Origin of the sequence: Micromonospora sp. LHW51205 (assembly GCF_003315815.1) — a bacterium.
GTDB classification, from domain to species: domain Bacteria; phylum Actinomycetota; class Actinomycetes; order Mycobacteriales; family Micromonosporaceae; genus Micromonospora; species Micromonospora chalcea.
Map to the genome: position 1 here is coordinate 129,193 of NZ_QMEZ01000003.1, position 18,766 is coordinate 147,958.

Annotated in this window: 15 protein-coding genes; 4 read left to right on the forward strand and 11 right to left on the reverse strand. The window is 75.0% G+C overall.

All coding sequences use genetic code 11. The annotated features are described in order from the left end of the window. Positions 1–27: 27 nt before the first annotated feature. Entirely contained in the window at positions 28–1,269 is a 1,242-nt protein-coding gene (locus DQE82_RS12910) for a glycosyltransferase family 4 protein (RefSeq protein WP_113972796.1), read from the reverse strand. Positions 1,270–1,413: 144 nt separating this feature from the next. On the opposite strand from DQE82_RS12910, the gene DQE82_RS12915 reads away from it, so the two are divergent. Beyond that, positions 1,414–1,968, forward strand: a complete 555-nt coding sequence (locus DQE82_RS12915) for a protein-tyrosine-phosphatase (protein ID WP_043330096.1) — start codon at positions 1,414–1,416, stop codon at positions 1,966–1,968. On the opposite strand, the gene DQE82_RS12920 is transcribed toward DQE82_RS12915, so the two are convergent. Continuing rightward, positions 1,949–3,400, reverse strand: coding sequence for a polysaccharide biosynthesis tyrosine autokinase (locus DQE82_RS12920; RefSeq protein ID WP_043323724.1), 1,452 nt, complete (start codon positions 3,398–3,400; stop codon positions 1,949–1,951). The two genes, DQE82_RS12915 and DQE82_RS12920, sit on opposite strands and share 20 nt — an antisense overlap. Positions 3,401–3,585: 185 nt before the next feature. Here DQE82_RS12920 and DQE82_RS12925 point away from each other — a divergent pair, with 185 nt between their 5' ends. Together DQE82_RS12925 and nhaA are read left to right on the forward strand one after the other, a co-directional pair. Beyond that, positions 3,586–5,433: a nucleoside-diphosphate sugar epimerase/dehydratase gene (locus DQE82_RS12925; protein ID WP_113972797.1), complete on the forward strand. Its 1,848-nt coding sequence runs from the start codon at positions 3,586–3,588 to the stop codon at positions 5,431–5,433. A gap of 154 nt (positions 5,434–5,587) precedes the next feature. After that, positions 5,588–6,886, forward strand: coding sequence for a Na+/H+ antiporter NhaA (gene nhaA / locus DQE82_RS12930; RefSeq protein ID WP_113972798.1), 1,299 nt, complete (start codon positions 5,588–5,590; stop codon positions 6,884–6,886). A gap of 55 nt (positions 6,887–6,941) precedes the next feature. On the opposite strand, the gene DQE82_RS12935 is transcribed toward nhaA, so the two are convergent. The 7 genes from DQE82_RS12935 to DQE82_RS12965 form a co-directional block, all read right to left on the reverse strand. After that, the gene (locus DQE82_RS12935; RefSeq protein ID WP_043323720.1) at positions 6,942–7,529 is read right to left on the reverse strand and encodes a TMEM165/GDT1 family protein; all 588 of its coding nucleotides are present in this window, start codon (positions 7,527–7,529) and stop codon (positions 6,942–6,944) included. 227 nt (positions 7,530–7,756) lie between these two features. Beyond that, positions 7,757–8,722 (reverse strand): L-histidine N(alpha)-methyltransferase, encoded by a 966-nt coding sequence (gene egtD / locus DQE82_RS12940; protein ID WP_113972799.1) that lies wholly within the window; start codon positions 8,720–8,722, stop codon positions 7,757–7,759. A gap of 38 nt (positions 8,723–8,760) precedes the next feature. After that, positions 8,761–9,507, reverse strand: a complete 747-nt coding sequence (gene egtC, locus DQE82_RS12945; protein WP_113972800.1) for an ergothioneine biosynthesis protein EgtC — start codon at positions 9,505–9,507, stop codon at positions 8,761–8,763. A gap of 9 nt (positions 9,508–9,516) precedes the next feature. Continuing rightward, positions 9,517–10,845, reverse strand: coding sequence for an ergothioneine biosynthesis protein EgtB (gene egtB, locus DQE82_RS12950; RefSeq protein ID WP_113972801.1), 1,329 nt, complete (start codon positions 10,843–10,845; stop codon positions 9,517–9,519). Then, positions 10,842–12,077 (reverse strand): ergothioneine biosynthesis glutamate--cysteine ligase EgtA, encoded by a 1,236-nt coding sequence (egtA, locus tag DQE82_RS12955; protein ID WP_069088589.1) that lies wholly within the window; start codon positions 12,075–12,077, stop codon positions 10,842–10,844. Before egtA ends, egtB begins: the two co-directional genes overlap by 4 nt. A 156-nt stretch (positions 12,078–12,233) precedes the next feature. Beyond that, positions 12,234–12,953: a hypothetical protein gene (locus tag DQE82_RS12960; protein WP_069088588.1), complete on the reverse strand. Its 720-nt coding sequence runs from the start codon at positions 12,951–12,953 to the stop codon at positions 12,234–12,236. Between the two features lie 16 nt (positions 12,954–12,969). Then, on the reverse strand, positions 12,970–13,605 hold the full coding sequence (locus DQE82_RS12965; RefSeq protein ID WP_069088687.1) for an RNA polymerase sigma factor: 636 nt from the start codon (positions 13,603–13,605) through the stop codon (positions 12,970–12,972). A gap of 496 nt (positions 13,606–14,101) precedes the next feature. Here DQE82_RS12965 and DQE82_RS12970 point away from each other — a divergent pair, with 496 nt between their 5' ends. Further along, a complete protein-coding gene (locus DQE82_RS12970; RefSeq protein ID WP_113972802.1) occupies positions 14,102–15,481 on the forward strand; it encodes a serine/threonine-protein kinase in 1,380 nt (459 codons plus the stop codon). Between the two features lie 63 nt (positions 15,482–15,544). Here the strand turns inward: DQE82_RS12970 and DQE82_RS12975 are convergent, their stop codons facing one another. Beyond that, on the reverse strand, positions 15,545–18,025 hold the full coding sequence (locus DQE82_RS12975) for an ABC transporter permease (RefSeq protein ID WP_113972803.1): 2,481 nt from the start codon (positions 18,023–18,025) through the stop codon (positions 15,545–15,547). A 5-nt stretch (positions 18,026–18,030) separates the two neighbouring features. Further along, complete coding sequence (locus DQE82_RS12980; RefSeq protein WP_051611472.1) at positions 18,031–18,744, reverse strand: ABC transporter ATP-binding protein; 714 nt, start codon at positions 18,742–18,744, stop codon at positions 18,031–18,033. Positions 18,745–18,766 lie beyond the last annotated feature (22 nt).

The window sequence follows — 18,766 nt, forward strand, 5'->3', positions numbered from 1 at the left end:
AGTTGGCTATTCCGCCGCTCTGTTGGCTTACATCGCTTCTGCGAGTTTTGCTCGCTTCGACGCCACACCCGCCGCCTCCTGCAGCAGGGCCTCGATCCGGTCCACGCCGGTCCGCATCGACATCTCCCGCAGGTACGCGCCCCGGCCCCGCCTACCCATGTCGATCCGGGCGGCCGCCGGGATGGCGGCGGCCAGCCAGAAGCGGTCGGCGAGCGCCGCCCAGTCCTCCGGCGGGCAGGACAGCCCCGCGCGGGCCCGCTCGACCAGCTCCGCCGTCTCCCCACCGGCGGAGGCGACCACCGGCGCGGCACAGGAGAGCGCGGCCTGGAGCTTGGCGGGCACGGTCCCCCGCAGCTCGGGCAGGTCGCGCTGCGCCACGAGCTGATAGTCGGCGGCCGCGTAGAGCTGCGGCATGTCCACGGCGGACCGTCGCTCGACGAACCGGACGTTGTCGGCGCCGAGCTCGGCGGCGAGCCCCCGCACCCGCCGCTCCTGCGGACCGGAGCCGACCAGCACCAGGTCCATCCGGTCGCCGAGCGCCGCCGCCGCGCGGACCGCCGTCTCCAGCCCCTGGCGCACGCCGATCGTCCCGGCGTGCATCACCACGCAACGGTCGTCCCGCCGGATGAGCCGGCGGACGGCCGGACCGGCCTGGGTCGGACGGAAGATGCGTTCGTCGGTCCAGTTGAGCACCGTACGCACCCGCGCCGGATCGGCCCCGCGGGCGCGCACCAGATCCGCCATGGACGGCGAGCTGACCGCCACCACTGCCGCCTCCCGGTAGAGGCGGCGCATGGCGGCCTCCAGCCGGGCCGGCGCCCGGTCGCTCTGTGCCGGGCCCGGCTCGTGCTCCGTCCAGACGTCCTGCACGTGCAGGACGGTGGGCGTACGCCCGAGCAGCCGCAGCAGCCCGGACGCCGCGAACGTGACCGCCGGGTGACCGAAGACGTAGAGCGCGTCGACGCCCCGCAGCAGGCCCCGCCCGGCGAGCGCGGCGCTGCCGGCGAAGGAGAGCCAGCTCGCGGTACGGGCCCGGGGCGTGCCGTCGCCGCCGGCGTACCGGGGCACCCGGCGTACGGTCAGCCGCTCGCTGTGCGTCTGGTGCCGCCAGCGCTGCCGCCAGCCCGGATAGACGTGGCCACCCGGGTAGTCCGGGAACCCGGTGAGCACCCGTACCTCGTGGCCCCGGGCGACCAGCTCCTCGGCCAGGCTGCCCGGGACGAACGCCGGCTCCGGCGGGAAGTGGTACGACAGGATGCCGATCCTCATGTCCACGCTCCCGGCGCGGCTTGCCGGACGGGCGCGCGGCGCGGCGCGTACGATTCCGGCAACCCCTCTGCGTCCGGCCGCGACAGCCGGAAGAACGCCGTCGCGGCACTCTGCGCCGCGACCGTGCCGACGAGAGGGGTGCAGATGGTCGACGAGGTCCTCTTCGTCTGCCACGCGAACATGTGCCGGTCACCGATGGCGGAGTTCATCGCCCGCCGGATGCTGGCCGGTCTGCCGCTGGCGGTCGCCAGCGCGGGCACCGACGCGATCGACGGCGCCGCCATGCACCCGTACGCGGTCGAGGTGGCCGCCCGGACCGGCGCGGACCCGGCGGCCTTCCGCACCCGGCGGCTGCGCCCCGAGCACCTGACCGGAGCGGCGCTGGTGCTGACCGCGACCCGCCGCCAGCGCTCGGCCTGCACCGCGATGGCCCCGGCCACGCTGGCGCGGACGTTCACGCTCCGGCAGTTCGCCCGGCTGGCCACCGAGGCCCGGGCGGACGAGGCGGAGGCGGGCACGCCGTTGCGGGCGGCGGTGTCGGCCGCCGTGCGCGCCCGGGGGCGGCTGCAACCCGCCGCCCCCGACGTGGACGACCTGCGCGACCCGATCGGCGGCTCGCCGGCCGACTTCCGGCGGTGCGCGGAGGAGATCGAGCGGTCGATCCGCCCCGTGCTCGCGCTCATCGCGACAGCCGGGTGAGTTCCTGCGTCCGGTCGCCCCCGACGGCCTTGGCGCCCCGGCGGCTGCCGGCCCGGTCGGCCGGCACCGAGGGCGCGGCCGGCGGCACGACCACCTTGTACGCCTCGTACTGGTAGGCGTCCGACTTGGCCACCTTGGCCATGTTGAGCACGCAGCCGAGCAGGCGCACCGAGACCGAGCTGAGCGCGTTCGCCGCCGCCGCCACCTGGCTGCGCGAGGTCCGGCCCTGCTGGGTGACCAGGAGCGCGCCGTCGGCCTGCACGGCCACCACCACGCCGTCGGTGACGGCCAGCAGCGGCGCGGTGTCGATCACCACGATGTCCGCCGAGTCCCGCAGCGCCACCAGCAGGTCCGCCATGGACTTCGAGCCGAGCAGCTCGCTCGGGTTGGGCGGGGTGGCGCCGCTGGGCAGCACGAGAAGGGACTTCTCCCCCCAGCGCTGCACCACGTCACCGACCTGGACGTCGCCGACCAGCACGTCGGTGAGGCCGACGCCGCCGTCGAGGCCCAGGTAGTCGGCCACCTTCGGGCGGCGCAGGTCGGCGTCGATGAGAAGCACCCGCCAGCCCGCCTCGGCCAGCGCGATGGCGGTGTTGCAGGCCATCGTGGTCTTCCCCTCGCCCTGCAACGCGCTCGTGACCGCGATGACCCGGGCCGGCTCGTGCACGTCCACGAAGCGCAGGTTCGTGCGCAGTTTGCGGACCGCCTCGGCCCGGGCGGAGGTGGCCGCCGCGCCGACGATCAGCGGCGCCGCCTTCGCGCCGTTCTCGTACGGGATCTCGCCGAGCAGCGGGCTGCCGGTCACCCGTTGCAGCGCGGCGCCGTCGCGCATCCGGACGTCGGCCAGCCCGCGCAGCACGGCCAGCGCGGCGCCGAGCAGCAGGCCCAGCACACCGCCCATGACCAGGTTGCGCGTGGGCTGCGGCGAGACCGGGCTGGACGTCACCCGGGGACCGCTGACGACCTCGATCTTGATCGGCGGGGCATTGCCGTCCGGCGGCGTCTCGACCTTGCGCACCAGCTCGGTGAACTTCGTCGCGAGCGTCTCGGTGGTCTTCAGCGCCCGGGTCTGGTCGGTGTCGGTGATCGTGGCCTTGAGCAGGACCGTGCCGGTCGTGCTGGCGGTCCGGATCCGGCTGCGCACCTGGTCGGCGGTGAGACCCAGCGGCGCGTCGGCCACCACGCTCTGCGCCAGCCGGTCGCTGGTGAGCAGGTCACCGTAGGACTTCACCCGCTGCTGGAGGAAGAGGCTGCCCTGGTAGGCGTCGGTGACGCCCTGGCTGGGCGTGGTGACGAAGAACGTCACCGAGGCCTCGTACCGAGGCGCCGTCCGGACCGTCACGAGCGCGGCGGTGCCCAGGGCGAGCATCACCGTCACCAACACGATCCACCAGTGGCGTCGGACCAGGCGCAGGTAGCCGAGAACGTCCATCACGCCCTCCCTAGCGACACGCCGGTCTGCCGATGAAACTGCACGAAAGCCCCCTAAAAGCACCCGTACCCGTGCCAGGATCGAATCGCCTATTCACGACGTTACGTGACTTGACGAATGTAAACGACCGAACAGGCACAGAAGGTCTAATCCTTTCAATCCGGATAGGACACAGAGGGCAGCCCATGGATCGTGAAGCCAGCACAGCAGTGCGACCGCACCGCCGGATCACCCACCGCGCCGCCACCCTTTCCCTGTTAACGCTGGACACGGCCGCGTGGTGCGGAGGATTTCTCGGCGCCGCCTGGACGAGGTACGAGTTCGACCTGACCGTCGCCGCCAGCGCCCGTACGCTCGGCCTGGCGCTGGCCTGCGCCGCGCTGTACGCCGCGCTCACGCTGCTGCGCTCCCGGATCTACGGCCGCTACCCGATCGGCAGCTCTGGGGACGCGCAGGGGCTCGCCGTCACCGTCGCGCTCGTCGCGGCCGTCGGCGCCGTCGCCGTGATGCAGTGGACGCGGCATCCCGTACCGGCCAGCACGCCGCTCGTCGGCGGCACGGTGGCGCTGGTGGTGATGGCGACCGCCCGCGGCCTGTGGCGTGCCCACGCCGACCGCCGGCCACCCGCCCCACGGAACGCCGAGCGCTGCCTGGTCTACGGGGTGGACGCGGCCAGCGAGCGGCTCGTCCGGGTGCTGCTGCAGGATCCCGACAGCAGCTACCGGCCGGTCGGCCTGCTCGACGACGCGGCCGACAGCCGCGGCCTGCGGCTGGAGGGGCTGCGCGTACTGGGCGGCCGCGAGCAGGTCGGCGACGCCGTTCGGGCGACCGGGGCGACCACCGTCATCTTCTCGATGAGCGGCTCGGACCCGCAGCTGCTGCGCGACGTGCGTACCCGGACCCTGGAGGCCGGGGCGGCGTTCAAGGTGCTGCCGCCGGTGCGCGAGCTGCTCGACCGGCCGGTCGCCGCCACCGACGTGCGCGACGTCCAGCTCACCGATCTGCTGGGCCGGGCGCACCGGGTGGCGGAGCTGAGCGTGGAGCGGGGTGGGCTGGCCGGCCGGCGGGTGCTGGTGACCGGCGCCGGCGGCTCGATCGGCTCGGAGCTGTGCCGGCAGATCGCCCGCTGCGAGCCGGACGAGCTGATGATGCTCGACCGGGACGAGTCGGCGCTGCACGCGCTGCAGATGTCCCTGCACGGGCGCGCGCTGCTGGACGGCCCGGAGCTGATCCTGGCCGACATCCGCGACGCCGAGGGCATCGCCCGGGTGATCGCCGACCGGCAGCCCGACGTGGTGTTCCACGCCGCCGCGCTCAAGCACCTCACGCTGCTCCAGCGCCATCCCGGTGAGGCGATCAAGACCAACATCCTGGGTACGCTGAACGTGCTGGAGGCGTGCCGGGACGTCGCCCAGTTCGTGAACATCTCCACCGACAAGGCGGCCAACCCGGCGAGCGTGCTCGGCTACTCCAAGCGGATCACCGAGCGGCTCACCGCGTACCACGCGCAGCGGCTCAACGGCACCTACCTCAGCGTCCGGTTCGGCAACGTGCTCAGCAGCCGCGGGTCGGTGCTCACCGCGTTCCAGGCGCAGATCCGCGCCGGCGTGCCGGTCACCGTCACCCACCCCGACGTCACCCGCTACTTCATGACCGTCCAGGAGGCGGTGCACCTGGTGCTCCAGGCCGCGACCATCGGCCGGGGCGGCGAGGCGCTGGTGCTCGACATGGGCGAGCCGGTCCGGATCGCGGACGTGGCGCGCCGGCTCGCCGCCGAGGCGGACCGGCCCGTGGAGATCGTCTTCACCGGCCTGCGGCCCGGTGAGAAGCTGCACGAGCACCTGTTCGGCGCGGACGAGGTGGACACCCGCCCGCTGCACCCGCTGATCTCCCACGTCCCGGTGCCGGAACTGGACCCGGACGAGGTGCGGACGCTGGACCCGTACGCGGAACCGGACGAGCTGATCAAGCGACTGGCGGCGTTCTGCGAACCGGCCGGCGCCGCCCTGCCGGCGCTGCCCGGCCAGCGCTGACCGGAGCCGGTGGGACGCCCGCCCACGAGATGGGACGAGCGTCCCACCGGCCCAGCTCGCCGCCGGTCCCGGCGGCCGTTAGGCTTGGAACCGGTGTGCCGGGAAGCCTGGTCGGCGATGGATTCGCCGACCCCAGCTCCCGAACGGACGCCGCATGACCCACACCCCACCTCCGTCGCGCCTGCTCTCCCGCCGCTCCTGGCCGGAGGCCCGGTTCCTGGCCGACGTGCTGCGCACCGAGACGGTCGGCGGCGCTCTGCTGCTTCTCGGCGCCGTGATCGCGCTGATCTGGGCCAACTCGCCGTGGCGCGCCGGGTACGCGGAACTGAGCCACTGGGTGCCCTGGCCCGGCGGCGCGGCGCTGCACCTCGACCTCAGCCTGCGCACCTGGGCCGCCGACGGGTTGCTGGCGATCTTCTTCTTCGTGGTGGGCCTGGAACTCAAACGCGAGTTCGTCGCCGGTGACCTGCGGGATCCCCGCCGGGCCGCGCTGCCGGTGATCGCGGCCGTCGGCGGCATGGTCGCGCCCGCGCTGATCTACCTGGCGGTGACGCTCAGCGCCGGCGGCGCCGGGCTGCGCGGATGGGCCATCCCCACCGCCACCGACATCGCGTTCGCCCTCGCAGTGCTCGCCGTGGTCAGCTCCCACCTGCCGCAGGGGCTGCGCGCGTTCCTGCTCACCCTCGCGGTGGTGGACGACCTCTTCGCGATCACCATCATCGCGGTGTTCTACACCGCCGACTTCCACCCGCTGCCGCTGCTCGGCGCGCTGCTGCCGATCGCCGTGTTCGGGTTGCTCGTGCAGCGGCGCCGCACCTGGTGGTGGGCGCTGATCCCGCTGGCCGTGACCGCCTGGACGCTCGTGCACGCCTCCGGCGTGCACGCCACGGTCGCGGGCGTGCTGCTCGGCTTCACCGTGCCCGTGCTGCGCGGACGCGACGGCTCGCCCGGCCTGGCCGAGCGGCTGGAGCACCGCTGGCGGCCGGTCTCCGCCGGCCTGGCCGTACCGGTCTTCGCCTTCTTCGCCGCCGGGGTGACGCTGGTCGGCGTGGACGTGGGCGGCGTGCTCAGCAACCCGGTGGTGCTCGCGGTCGCCGCCGGACTCGTGCTGGGCAAGGTCGTCGGCGTGTTCGGCTCGACGTACCTGCTCGCCCGGTTCACCCGGGCCGAACTGGACGAGGAGATCACCTGGGCCGACCTGCTCGGACTCGCGCTGCTGGCCGGCATCGGCTTCACCGTGTCGCTGCTCATCGGCGAGCTGGCGTTCGGCACGGGCAGCCCGGAGGAGGACGGCGTCAAGGTGGCGGTGCTGCTCGGCTCGCTGACCTCCGCCCTGCTCGCCTCGGTGGTGCTGGTCCGCCGCAACCGGGTCTACCGCCGGATCAGCGAACGGGAGAACCGGGACGCCGACGGTGACGGCATCCCGGACGTCTACCAGGGCGGAACCGCCTGACCCGTGTCGCGCCGGCCGTCCCCGGAGCGGGAACGGCCGGCGCGACGCGGGCCGCTCAGTTCAGCTCCGCCACCGCCTCGAAGATCAGCCACAGGCCGCAGATGGCGAACAGCACTGCCGCGCCGTAACGGATCGCCCGCTCCGGCAGGTGCCGGCCGAGCATCCGGCCCACCAGGATCGCCAGCGCGTCCGCGGCGACCATGCCGAGCGTCGACCCGAGCCAGGTGCCGAACCAGCCGTACTTGGTGGCCAGCGTGATGGTGGCGAGCATGGTCTTGTCGCCCAGCTCGGCCAGGAAGAACGCCACACCCACCGCGAGGATCGCCGACTTGCCGCTGCGCTCGGCCTTGCGCTTCTCCTCCTCGGTCAGCTTGTCGCCGCGCAGCGTCCACGCGCCGAATCCGAGGAACGCCAGGCCGGCGATGAGCGAGATCCAGCCGGTGGGCAGCGCGGCGTTCAGGCCGTACCCGATGGCCACCGAGGCCAGGTGCACGATCGCGGTGGCGATCGTGATGCCGATGAGCACCGGCACCGTCTTGAACCGAGTGGCGAATGTCAGCGCCATGAGCTGGGATTTGTCGCCCAGCTCCGCAACGAAGATCACGCCGAAGCTGACCACCAGCGCGACGAGGAAACCCTCCATGTGAACCTTCCCGATCAAGCCGGGAGGAGGAACGGGGGCGCCCTCGACCCGGCTGCGACAGCCTGAGTCGAAGGTCTCGCCCGCCCCGGAGACCGGGGCCGCGTGGCCGGATGCGGAACGCACCAGTGTGTCGACCACGACATTGGGGGCTACTCCCCTTCGCGCAGCCAGCCTAGCCGATCACCCGCCGGGCCCGTCAGCGGGTGTGGCCCGGACCACCCAGGCACTCAGTCGGCCCGGGCCAGGGTCACCCCGAACAGCCCGCCCGGGTCGGTCCAGAACGCCTGCCGGGTGAACCCGGCGGCGGTCAGCTCGGCCGCAATCCCCTCCGGCCGGAACTTGGCCGACACCTCGGTACGCAGCTCCTCGCCGGCGGCGAACACGACGTCGGTGTCCAGCACCCGCACCGTCGCCGGGCGCTCGGCGCGCAGCCGCATCTCGATCCACTCCCGCTCCGGGTCCCAGACCGCCACGTGCCGGAACGCGTCGACGTCGAAGTCCGCGCCCAGCTCCCGGTTGATCACCCGGAGCACGTTGCGGTTGAACTCGGCGGTCACGCCCGCCGCGTCGTCGTACGCGGGCACGATCACCGCCGGGTCCTTCACCAGGTCGGTGCCGATCAGCAGCCAGTCGCCGGTCTCCAGCGCCGCGCGCATCGCGGTGAGGAACCCGGACCGCTCCACCGGCAGCAGGTTGCCGATCGTGCCGCCGAGGAACGCCACCAGGCGCCGGCCGCCGGTGGGCAGCCGGTCCAGGTGGCGGGTGAAGTCACCGACGATTCCCCGCACCCGCAGCCCCGGGTACGCGGCGGCGATCTGCTCGGTGGAGGAGCGCAACGCGCTCACCGACACGTCCAGCGGCACGAACGTGCCCAGGTCGCCGTGCCGGGTGAAGGCGTCCAGCAGCAGGCGGGTCTTCTCCGACGAGCCCGACCCCAGCTCGATCAGCGTCTTCGCGCCGGTCAGGGTGGCCACGTCGTCGGCGTGCGCGGCGAGCACGGCCCGCTCGGCCCGGGTCGGGTAGTACTCCGGCAGGCGGGTGATCTCCTCGAACAGCTCGCTGCCCCGGGCGTCGTAGAACCACTTCGGCGGCAGCCACTTCGGCGTCGCGGCCAGCCCCACCCGTACGTCCTCCCGCAACCCACGGTCGAGGTCCCGCTCCTCCAGGTGGATCTCCAGCGGCTCCGCGCTCATCAGGTGTCCTCTCTGTCCTGCCGGTGATGGGAAGAAGGTCAGGCGGCGGTCAGCTCCCGCACGTCGAACCGGCCCGTGGACGCCACCACGAGCCGGCCGTCCGGCACCGCCTGCCAGGCCGGGTCGTCGTCGAACGGTTCGGAGGCCAGCAGCACCGAGTCCGGCCCGCGGCGCGCCGCCAGCGCGTGGCCGCCCGTGCTCGCCACCACCGTCGTACCGTCGGTGAGCAGCAGGTTCAGCCGCGAGCCGGGAGCGGCTGCGGCGACCGCCGCGACCGTGTCGGCGACCGCCTCGTCCGGCGCGGCCCCGGCGCGCAGCCGGTGCCGGACCAGCGCCCACAGCAGCGCCGAGTCGGTCGGCACGTCGAGCGTGATCAGGTCGCGCACGGGCAGGCCGGCGGCGATCGGGACCAGGCTGTCCGGCCAGCCCCGCACCACGCCGTTGTGGCTGAACAGCCACCGTCCCTCGGCGAACGGGGCCGCCGCCGTCTCGTGCAGCGGCATGCCGACGGTGGCGGACCGGACCGCCGCCAGCACCGCCCGCGCCCGCGTCACGGCGGCCAGCTCCGGCAGCGTGGTGTCGCTCCACATCGGCTGGGCCCGCCGGTACCGGACCGGGTCGCCGTCGTCCGGGTACCAGGCGACGCCGAAGCCGTCGGCGTTTATGGTGCCGCCGCCGCGCATGTCACGCGGCGCCCACGACTGGCGCAGCAGGCCGTACGGCGGGTCGAACAGCAGGCTGCCCAGGAGCAGGGGTGGACCGAGGTACGCGAGGTGACGGCACATCGGGCCGGCTCACTCCTCCGGTCCGGCGTCACGGGCGCAGCGGAAACCGCTGAAGATCTGCCGCCGGATCGGGTAGTCCCAGTTGCGGAACGTGCCCCGGCAGGCGGACCGGTCGGTGCCGAACGAGCCGCCCCGCAGCACCCTGTGGTCGTCGCCGAAGAAGACCTCCGAGTACTCCCGGTACGGGAACGCGGTGAAGCCCGGGTGCCCGCGGAACGGCGACGAGGTCCACTCCCACACGTCGCCGACGAGCTGGTGCACGCCCAGCGGCGAGGCGCCCGCCGGGTACGCGCCCACCGGCGCCGGCCACAGGTGCCGCTGGCCCAGGTTGGCGTGCTCGGCGCCCGGATCCTCGTCGCCCCACGGGTAACGGCGGGACCGGCCGGACGCCGGGTCCCAGCGGGCCGCCTTCTCCCACTCCGCCTCGGTGGGCAGCCGCTTGCCGGCCCACGCCGCGTACGCCTGCGCCTCGTACCAGCAGACGTGCACCACCGGCTCGTCGTCGCGGACCGCCGACCAGCGGCCGAACCGGCGGTACGCCCAGCCGTCGCCGTCGCGCCGCCAGTGCATCGGCGCGCTCAGCTCCGCCTCGATCCGGTGCCGCCAGCCGGCCTCGCTCCACCAGCGCGGCTCGTCGTATCCGCCGTCGGCGATGAACGCGCGGTACTGCCCGTTCGTGACCGGCGCGGCGTCGATGAGGTACGCGGGCACGTCGACGGTGTGCGCCGGGCGCTCGTTGTCCAGCGCCCACGGGTCGGTGGAGGTGCCCATCGTGAACGGCCCGGCCGGCACCCGTACCTCCCCGCCGACCCGGGCCCGGGGCTCCGGCGGTGGCGGCGCGTCCAGCACCGGAGCGCCGGCGCGCAGCTGGTGGGTGGCGAGCATGGTCTCGTCGTGCTGCTGCTCGTGCTGCACGATCATGCCGAACGCGAACCCGTCGGCGACCAGGGGACGCTCGGTGAAGCGGATGCCGTCGAGCAGGTCGAACACCTTGTCGCGGACCGTACGCACGTAGGCGCGCGCCTCGGCCGGCGGCAGCAGCGGCAGCGCCGGGCGGTCCTTGCGGGGCTGCTTGAACGCGTCGTAGAGGTCGTCGATGTCGTGGCGCACCGGTTCGCGGCCGCCGACGTCGCGGACCAGCCACAGCTCCTCCTGGTTGCCGACGTGCGCCAGGTCCCAGACCAGCGGCGACATCAGCGTGGAGTGCTGCCGGACCAAGTCGTCGTCGTCCACCGCGTCGGTGAGCGCCGCGGTGCGGGCGCGGGTCCGCTCCAGCTCCGCGGCGATCCGGTCGCGCAGTCGTTCGGCGTCAGTGCCCGGTCGCTCGGTCGTGGTCACCGGTGTCCCCTCTCCGCGGCGGCACGTCGCCGCCGGATCTCTCGGTGGGTCTCCTCGTGGATGGCGGGCGGCAGATCGAGGCGGGGCAGGGCCGTCAGGGCCAGGTCGAACAGCGCCGCCGCGGCGGTCGCCAGCGGGCGCTCGGCCAGTCCGCACCGGGCCGCCGCGCGCCACCGGTCGGCGACCGGCGCGGCCGCCGCCAGCGCGTCGCGGGTGGTCACCGGGTCGGCGAAGAGCGCGGCCAGGACCGTCAGCGGCACGGTCCACGCCGCCCCGGGCTGTGCGTCCAGGTAGCGCAGCTCCAGGTAGCCGCGCGGGCGCACCGGCGGGAACAGCGTGCTGACGTGGTACTCCAGGTCGTCGGTGGTGGGCGGGCGGGGCAGCGCGCCGGCCAGCCAGTCGGCGAACGTGACGCCCGGCGGCGCGGTCCAGTCCGGGCCGTCGCCGCGTACGCAGAGCAGCGGCGCGGCGAGCGCGTACCCGGTCCAGGCGGCCACCGGATCCTCGTCGGCGCGTTCGGGCGACCACACCGGACGGGTCCGGGCCGGGTCGATGGCCAGCCAGGTGGCCATCCGGGCGGAGGCCCAGCCGGTGGCCCGGCCCGCGTGCCGGTCGGCGGTGGCGAAGGCGGCCAGCAGCGGCGGGCCGACGGCGTGCGCGGCGGCCCACCGCTGCGCGAGGTGCTCCGGCTCGCCCGCGTCGAGGCAGACCTGCAGGCCCGCCGTGCTGTACATCATCGCCCGCCCCGCCGGGCCGCGCCGGTCGAAGGCGCACCGCATGGCCCGGTAGCGGGGGGTTTCCACGACGGGTCGCGGCAGCCGCCAGGGGTCGATGCCGCTACGGCCGAGCACCAGCCCGGCGGCGTCCAGCCGGGCCCGTAGCTCGGCGACGTCGGCCTCGGTGGCCAGGACGAGCGCGCCGACAGTCGGTCGCGGCGCGGCGGAGATCTCCACCTGCCCGCCGGGCTCCACGGTCACGGCGCTCGCGCGCCGGAGCTCGTCGGCCGGGCTGGTGGGGTCGAGCGTCACGGGGCTGTGCCGCCCCAGCGCCCTGCGTAGTCGCTCGCGGTCGACCGGCCGGGCCAGGTCCGCGGCGTCGTGCACGGTCCATTCCAGTTCGACGCCGACGAGCGTGGGTGGTCCGGTCTTGAAGCAGATCCGGGCGAGGTGGCCCCGGGCCGCCTGCTCGTCGCCCAGGACGACGGCGCGGTCCAGGTCCGGCGACATCACCATGGGGCGGCTCCTCCTCGGCGACGGACGACCACGGTGTCGCGACGCGCCCGGCCCGTTCGGCGCGGGACGCCGTCACACCATCCTCTGTCTAGCAGACGTGATCCGCTTGCCCGGAGAGATGAATTTTTGTCCGGAATCTGATTGCGCCCCCCGCGCTCAGTCGTCCTCGTCCTGGTCGTCGTCTTCGGCTGGCGGGGTCCCCGAAGGCTCCCCCACCAGATTCCGGCAGTAGCTCTCCACCTGCTCGGGGCCGCCGGCGGCGGCCACCAGGTCGGCGAAGCCGGGCCTGGTCAGCGCCTTCTCCCGCTGCCGCTCCGACTTGACCAGGTAGGCGCGGCAGTGGGCGACGATCCGGTTGTTCCCCGCCGGGGGCGCGGGCGGCGCGGCCGGGACGCTCGGCGTCGACGTCGGCGTCGGCGTCACGTCGCGGGCCGGCCGGGACGCCGCGCCCGACGCCTCGCCGGCCGGTGTGCTCGGCGCCGGCCGCGACGGCCCGGTGGCGGTGGGGCCGGTGACGCCCGGGCCGCTGGTGGCCGGCGCCGGCGGGATCACCGGGTCCGGATGGCGGTCCAGGCGTACGGCGGCGAAGGCCACCCCGGCGACCGCGGTGGCGGCCAGCCCGGACAGCGCGGCGGCGATCCGCAGGCGCCGGCGCGGCCGGACCGCGGGCACGGGCCCGGCGCGGGCGGCCCGGAAGGCGGCGACCGCCCGGTCCTCGCCGGCGATCTCACCGGCGGTGGCCGGGCCGGCCGCGGCCGACAGCAGCCGGGTCAGCGGGTCGGTCTGCGGCCCCGGTGGCGACCCGGCGCGCGCGGCGTCGAGCAGACGATCGGATTCCGCCCGGTCGGCGGGCCCGCCGGACCGGCGAGGGTGCATGCCGTCTCTCCTCACGTCAGCCCTCCGCCGGCTCGGCCTCGGGCGCGTGCGGCACCTGGCGGTCGGTACGGGGACGCGGCGCGAGGGCGCCCCGGGAGTCGTCCGGGGCAGTGTCCGCCGCCGAGCGCTCCAGCATGGCAGCCAGCCGGCGAAGGCCCCGGTGCGCCGCGGTGCGCACGGCTCCGGCCCGCCGTCCCAGCACCCGCCCGGCGGTCTCCGCGTCGAGGCCGATGACGGCCCGCAGCATCACCGCCTCCGCCTCGGCCGGTGGCAGCGTACGGATCAGGGCCAGCGCGCTCTCGGTGGCGATGGCCTCGCCGGCCCGGTCGGCGGTGTCCGCGTCGGCGGCCAGGTCGTTGAGCGCCTGCACCGGCACCGGTACCGACGGACGCCGCCGCTGCCGGCGCAGATGGTCCATGGCCCGGTTGCGGGCGATCGTGACCGCCCAGGCGCGGAACTCGCCACCGGTGAAGGAGGGCAGGTCGCGGGAGATCTGGAGCCACGCCTCGGAGGCCACGTCCTCGGCGTCGGCGCCGACGAGAGCGGTCAGGTAGCGCAGCAGGGCGGGCTGCAGGCTGCGGTAGAGGAACCGGAACGCCTCCTCGTCGCCGGCCTGCGCCGCGGCGACCGCCTCGTTCAGCTCGGCCGTCACGGTCGCCGTCCGGACCGGGTCGTGTGCGGGCACCGGGCACGCCGGGGAGCCAGTGGCCACACCGCCATCCGCACCCCGCCCCCCGGTGAGTTGATCTGACACTCGCACACGGGTGCGATGAGCCATGGACACTGCCGCGCGGCACGGGCGTCGGCGGACATACGGTACCGACGGCTCGGGGCGGCCGGGAGCCGGGCCGACGCCTGGGAACGCGGGGCGCTCCGGCAAGACGCCAGGGCCGGAGGAAGAGAGAGAAATGTCTACGCCCGTCACCGGCGTGTCGAGGTAACGCAACGTACGGAATCGACGCTCCCCGGCGCAACCGATCGTGCCGGGCCCCGCGGGCGGACAGCGACGTGCTGTCACATTCTGGCCGATCGTGCCGGTCCGGTCACGGTGCGCCGATCAGCGTCCCGGCTGCTGGAACGCCCCGCTGAAGGCTTTCGATCCCGTGCCGAGATCGCGGGAAATACTTCGCGCCCGCTGTGGGTACGGTATGGGGGTGCTGTCCTCAGACGTCGTACTCAGCGGTCGGTACCGCCTGGAAGACCGTGTCGCCACCGGCGGCATGGGCGACGTCTGGCGTGCCACCGACCTGGTCCTCGGTCGTCCGGTCGCGGTGAAGGTGCTTCTTCCCGCCCTGGTGTCCGACCCCGACTTCATCGCCCGTTTCCGTTCCGAGGCGCGGATCATGGCCTCGCTGCGCCACCCCGGCGTGGTCCAGGTCTTCGACTGCGGCGAGGACGAGCTGCCCAGCGGCGGCCGGGCCGACTACCTGGTGATGGAGTTCGTCGCCGGTGAGCCGCTGTCGCGGCGGATCGAGGACGCGGGGTGCCTCGAGGTCGCCGAGACCATGTCGATCGTGGCCCAGGTGGCGCAGGCGCTGCACGCGGCGCACGGGCGCGGCATCGTGCACCGCGACGTGAAGCCGAGCAATCTGCTGGTGCAGGACGACGGCACCGTGGTGCTCGTCGACTTCGGGGTGGCCCGCTCGACCAACGTCACGAGCATCACCAGCACCAACGCGGTGCCCGGCACCGCCCTCTACATGGCGCCGGAGCAGGCCGCCGGCCGGCCGGTCTCGGGCGCCACCGACGTGTACGCGCTCGGCGCGGTCGCGTACTGCTGCCTCACCGGCAGCCCGCCGTTCACCGGTGACAACCCGCTGCAGGTGGCCGTACGCCATCTCGACGACGAGCCGCCGGAGCTGCCGGCGGAGATCCCGGCGTCGGTGCGCGAGCTGGTGTCCCGGGCGCTGGCCAAGGACCCGGCCGACCGCTACCCGAGCGCCGCGGCGATGGCCGACGCGGCGCGAGCCGCCCGTACCGACTCGCCGACCGCGACGATGGCGCTGCGCGGCGCGGCGGGCCCGGCGCGGTCCCGCGACGACCAGCCGGCGGTCCGGCCGGGCGCCGCGGTGGCGACGTCGCGGCGGCGGGGCCGGCGCGGCACGCTCGTCGGGGCGCTGGGCGCGGTGCTGGTGGCGATGGGCGCGCTGGGCGCGCTGGTGGCCGCCGCGAACGACACCGCCGAACCCGCCACGAAGATCGACAAGACGGCGCCCGCGGTGGCGCCGAGCGACCCGGCCGCGGAGCCGGTAGTCGACGAGCCGACGGCCGGCGACGACTACACCTACCGGCCGGTCGGCCCGGGCGGCCGGCCGTCGGCCACGCCGTCGGTGACGCCGAGCGCCTCGACGGTCCCGTCGGCGCAGCCGAGCGTCAGCGAGGAGCCGGCGCCCACCGGCGCGCCGACCACCACGCCGCCCAGCACGCCGGCGACGACGGCGCCCACCACTACGCCGGCACCCGAACCGACCACCGCCGACCCCGGCACCGGCGGTGACACCGGCGGGCAGCCGGCCACCCAACCCTGACCCACGACGAGCCGGCCCCGCCCGCGGCGGAGCCGGCTCCTCGTCGTGTCCGGGCGGTGGTGCTCAGTCCGCGCCGAGCGACGCCACCACCGGCCGGGACAGCGCCCGGCGGGCCGGCAGGACCGAGGCGAGCAGCGCGGCCACCACCGCCACCGCGACGATCAGCCCGATCCGCGCCCAGGGCAGGACGAGCGTGAAGTCCCCGCCGATGCGGGCCACCACTGCCATCGCCCCGGCGGCCGCCCCGGCGCCGAGCGCGATGCCGAGCAGCGTGCCGACGAGCGCGGTGAGCACCGCCTCGACCGCCAGCACACCCCGCATCCCGGCCCGGCTCAGTCCGACCGCGCGCAGCACCGCCGTCTCCCGGGTGCGTTCCACCACGGACAGGCTGAGCGTGTTGGCGACCCCCACGAGCGAGATCACCACGGCGAGGCCGAGCAGCGCGGTGACGAACCCCAGCACCAGGTCGACGGTGCCGGTGAGCATCTTCTTGTACGCGGCCTGGTCCATCACGTTCACCGTCGGGTAGCGCGCCAGCACCGACTCGACGGCGGTCCGGGCCTCGTCGACGCTCACCCCGGCGGCCGGATCCACCTCGGCCAGGTGGCCGCGCACGGTCGGGAACATGGCGGTGAAGTCGGCGTCCAGCACGTCCACCAGGTGCCCTGGGGGCACCGGGCTCCCGGCCAGGACCGGCTCCTCGTCGGCCACCACCGCGGCGACCCGCAACGGCCGCCCGGCGAGCGTGATCGTGGAACCGGCCGTCCAGCCCCTGGTCGCGGCCAGCTCGCGGTGCACCAGCACCGCTCCCGGCCCCAGGCCGGCCGGGTCACCGGCGTCGACGGCGGACAGCGTGCGCCGGACCAGCGCCGGGTGCGCGGCGCGCAGCTGCACGTCGCCGACCACCCGGCTGCGCTGCTCGTGCACCACGCCCAGCTCCGGGCGGGCGGCCAGTTCGCCGGCAACGGTGGCCGGCAGGTCCCCGCCGATGCCGGTGACCAGGAAGTCCACGCCGATCCGGGCGTCCACCGCGCGTTCGATGCCGGACTTGACGCTCGCCGCGCCGACCACGAAGGCGGAGACCAGCCCGATGCCGATCACCATGGCCGTCGCGGTGGCGGCGACCCGGCGCGGGTTGCGCACCGCGTTCGACACGGCCAGCCCGCCGGTGGCGCCGAACGCCGCGCGGAACGGCCCGCCGAGCACCCGTACCAGCGCCGGCACCAGCACCGGGCCGAACGCCACGATGCCGCCGAAGGCCAGCAACCCGCCGGCCGCGACCAGCACCACCTGGCCGGTGGCGCCGGCGCCGGCCAGCGCCGCCACACCGGCGGCGAGCGCCAGCGCGCCGACCGCCAGCCGGATCCGCCCGGCCGGACGGACCGGGTTGACCGCCGCGTCGGTGAGCGCGGCCACCGGGGCGACCCGGGTGCCCTGCCAGGCCGGCAGCGCGGCCGACGCCACGGTGAGCAGCGTCCCCAGCCCCAGCGACAGCAGCAGCGTACGCGGGGTCAGGGTGAGCCCGCTGCCCAGCGGCGCGCCGGTGCCGGCGAGCAGCACGCCGAGGCCGCCGGCCACCGCCGCGCCGGCCAGCACCCCCACGACGGAGGCGAGCAGGCCGGTTACCGCCGCCTCGGACAGCGTGGCCCGGTAGATCTGCCCCCGGGTGGCGCCGACCAGCCGCAGCAGCGCGGTACGCCGGGAGCGCTGGGCGAGCACGATGGCGAAGGTGTTGGCGATCACGAAGCCGGCCACCACCACCGCGACGGCGGCGAACGTGCCCAGCAGCATGCCGAACTGCCGCAGGTCGCGTACCGCGTCGTCGACCGCCGCGTCGAGGATGGCGTCGCGGTCCCGGACCGTCACGTCCGGTCCCACCACGGCGCGGATCCGGTCGGCCAGCGCCGCCGTGTCCACGCCGGGGCGGGCCGCCACCATGATCCGGCCGTAGCCCTTTTCGCCGCTGACGGTGAGCGCGTCCGGGCCGGTCAGCCCGATGTAGGGGCCGCCGACGTCGCGGGAGCTGCCGTCCACGTCGACGGTGCCGACAAGCGTGTACGGGCGGGCCGCGCCGTCGCGTCCGCCGATCGACACCGGGCCGCCGACGGTGAAGCGCTCCTCGGCGACGGTCTCGTCGTCGAGCACCACCTCGCCGGGGCGCTGCGGCAGCCGCCCGGTCACCACGTCGTAGGACTGCAGGGCCGCCTCGGTGGGGACGGCGGCGAGCACCGCGTAGCCGAGCACGGGACGGCCGTCGGCGCCGACCACTCCGGCGGAGCCGGTCAGCTCGCCCGCGGCGGCGGCCACCCCGTCGAGGGCGCGTACCCGGTCCACGAGCGCCGGGGGCAGCGGGTCGGTCTCGGCGTACGCGGCCAGGTCGGTGTGTCTGTCGAACTCACCGGCCCGCTCGTACGCCCCGGCGCGCATCCCGTCGGTGAACATCAGCGTGCCGGCGACGAACGCGACGCCGAGCACGATCGCCAGCGAGGACAGCAGCAGGCGCAGGCCGTCGGCGCGGACCTGGCGCAGGGTCAGCCGCAGCATCCCGCTCACCGCCCTGCCGGCGCGACGGCCGGGTCGAGCCGGCTGAGCGCGTCCCGGACCGCGCCGACCGTGGGCGCGTGCAGTTCGTCGACCAGCCGGCCGTCGGCCAGGAAGACCACCCGGTCGGCGTACGCGGCGGCGGCCGGGTCGTGGGTGACCATGACGACGGTCTGACCGAGCATGTCCACCGCCTCGCGCAGCAGCCGCAGCACTTCGGCGCCGGAGCGCGAGTCGAGGTTGCCGGTCGGCTCGTCGGCGAAGATCACCCAGGGTCGGGTGATCAGCGCGCGGGCCACCGCGACGCGCTGCTGCTGCCCGCCGGACAGCTCCGCCGGGCGGTGCCCGAGGCGGTCGGTCAGGCCCACCGCCGCCACCACCTGCCCCAGCCACGCCGGGTCCGGGCGACGGCCGGCGATCGCCAGCGGCAGGACGATGTTCTCCTGCGCGGTGAGCGTGGGCAGCAGGTTGAACTTCTGGAAGACGAAGCCGATCCGGTCCCGGCGCAGCCGGGTGAGCCGCCGGTCGTCCAGGCGCGTCAGGTCGGCGTCACCGATGTGTACCGCCCCGGCGGTCGGCCGGTCGAGGCCGGCGAGGCAGTGCAGCAGGGTGGACTTGCCGGAGCCGGACGGGCCCATGACGGCGGTGAACCGGGCGGCGGCCAGGTCGAGGTCGACGCCGTCGAGCGCGACGACGCGGGACTGCCCGGCGCCGTACTCCATGCGCAGCGCGCGGGCGGCGAGG

Bases quoted from the DNA above. Each gene is read 5' to 3' on its own strand.
- DQE82_RS12920 (WP_043323724.1), bottom strand. From the start codon at position 3,400: ATGGACGTTCTCGGCTACCTGCGCCTGGTCCGACGCCACTGGTGGATC.
- DQE82_RS12980 (WP_051611472.1), bottom strand. From the start codon at position 18,744: ATGGAGTACGGCGCCGGGCAGTCCCGCGTCGTCGCGCTCGACGGCGTC.
- nhaA (WP_113972798.1), top strand. From the start codon at position 5,588: ATGACCCACACCCCACCTCCGTCGCGCCTGCTCTCCCGCCGCTCCTGG.
- DQE82_RS12935 (WP_043323720.1), bottom strand. From the start codon at position 7,529: ATGGAGGGTTTCCTCGTCGCGCTGGTGGTCAGCTTCGGCGTGATCTTC.
- DQE82_RS12960 (WP_069088588.1), bottom strand. From the start codon at position 12,953: ATGCACCCTCGCCGGTCCGGCGGGCCCGCCGACCGGGCGGAATCCGAT.
- DQE82_RS12910 (WP_113972796.1), bottom strand. From the start codon at position 1,269: ATGAGGATCGGCATCCTGTCGTACCACTTCCCGCCGGAGCCGGCGTTC.
- egtA (WP_069088589.1), bottom strand. From the start codon at position 12,077: ATGGTGATGTCGCCGGACCTGGACCGCGCCGTCGTCCTGGGCGACGAG.
- DQE82_RS12970 (WP_113972802.1), top strand. From the start codon at position 14,102: ATGGGGGTGCTGTCCTCAGACGTCGTACTCAGCGGTCGGTACCGCCTG.
- DQE82_RS12925 (WP_113972797.1), top strand. From the start codon at position 3,586: ATGGATCGTGAAGCCAGCACAGCAGTGCGACCGCACCGCCGGATCACC.
- DQE82_RS12915 (WP_043330096.1), top strand. From the start codon at position 1,414: ATGGTCGACGAGGTCCTCTTCGTCTGCCACGCGAACATGTGCCGGTCA.
- egtC (WP_113972800.1), bottom strand. From the start codon at position 9,507: ATGTGCCGTCACCTCGCGTACCTCGGTCCACCCCTGCTCCTGGGCAGC.
- egtD (WP_113972799.1), bottom strand. From the start codon at position 8,722: ATGAGCGCGGAGCCGCTGGAGATCCACCTGGAGGAGCGGGACCTCGAC.
- DQE82_RS12975 (WP_113972803.1), bottom strand. From the start codon at position 18,025: ATGCTGCGGCTGACCCTGCGCCAGGTCCGCGCCGACGGCCTGCGCCTG.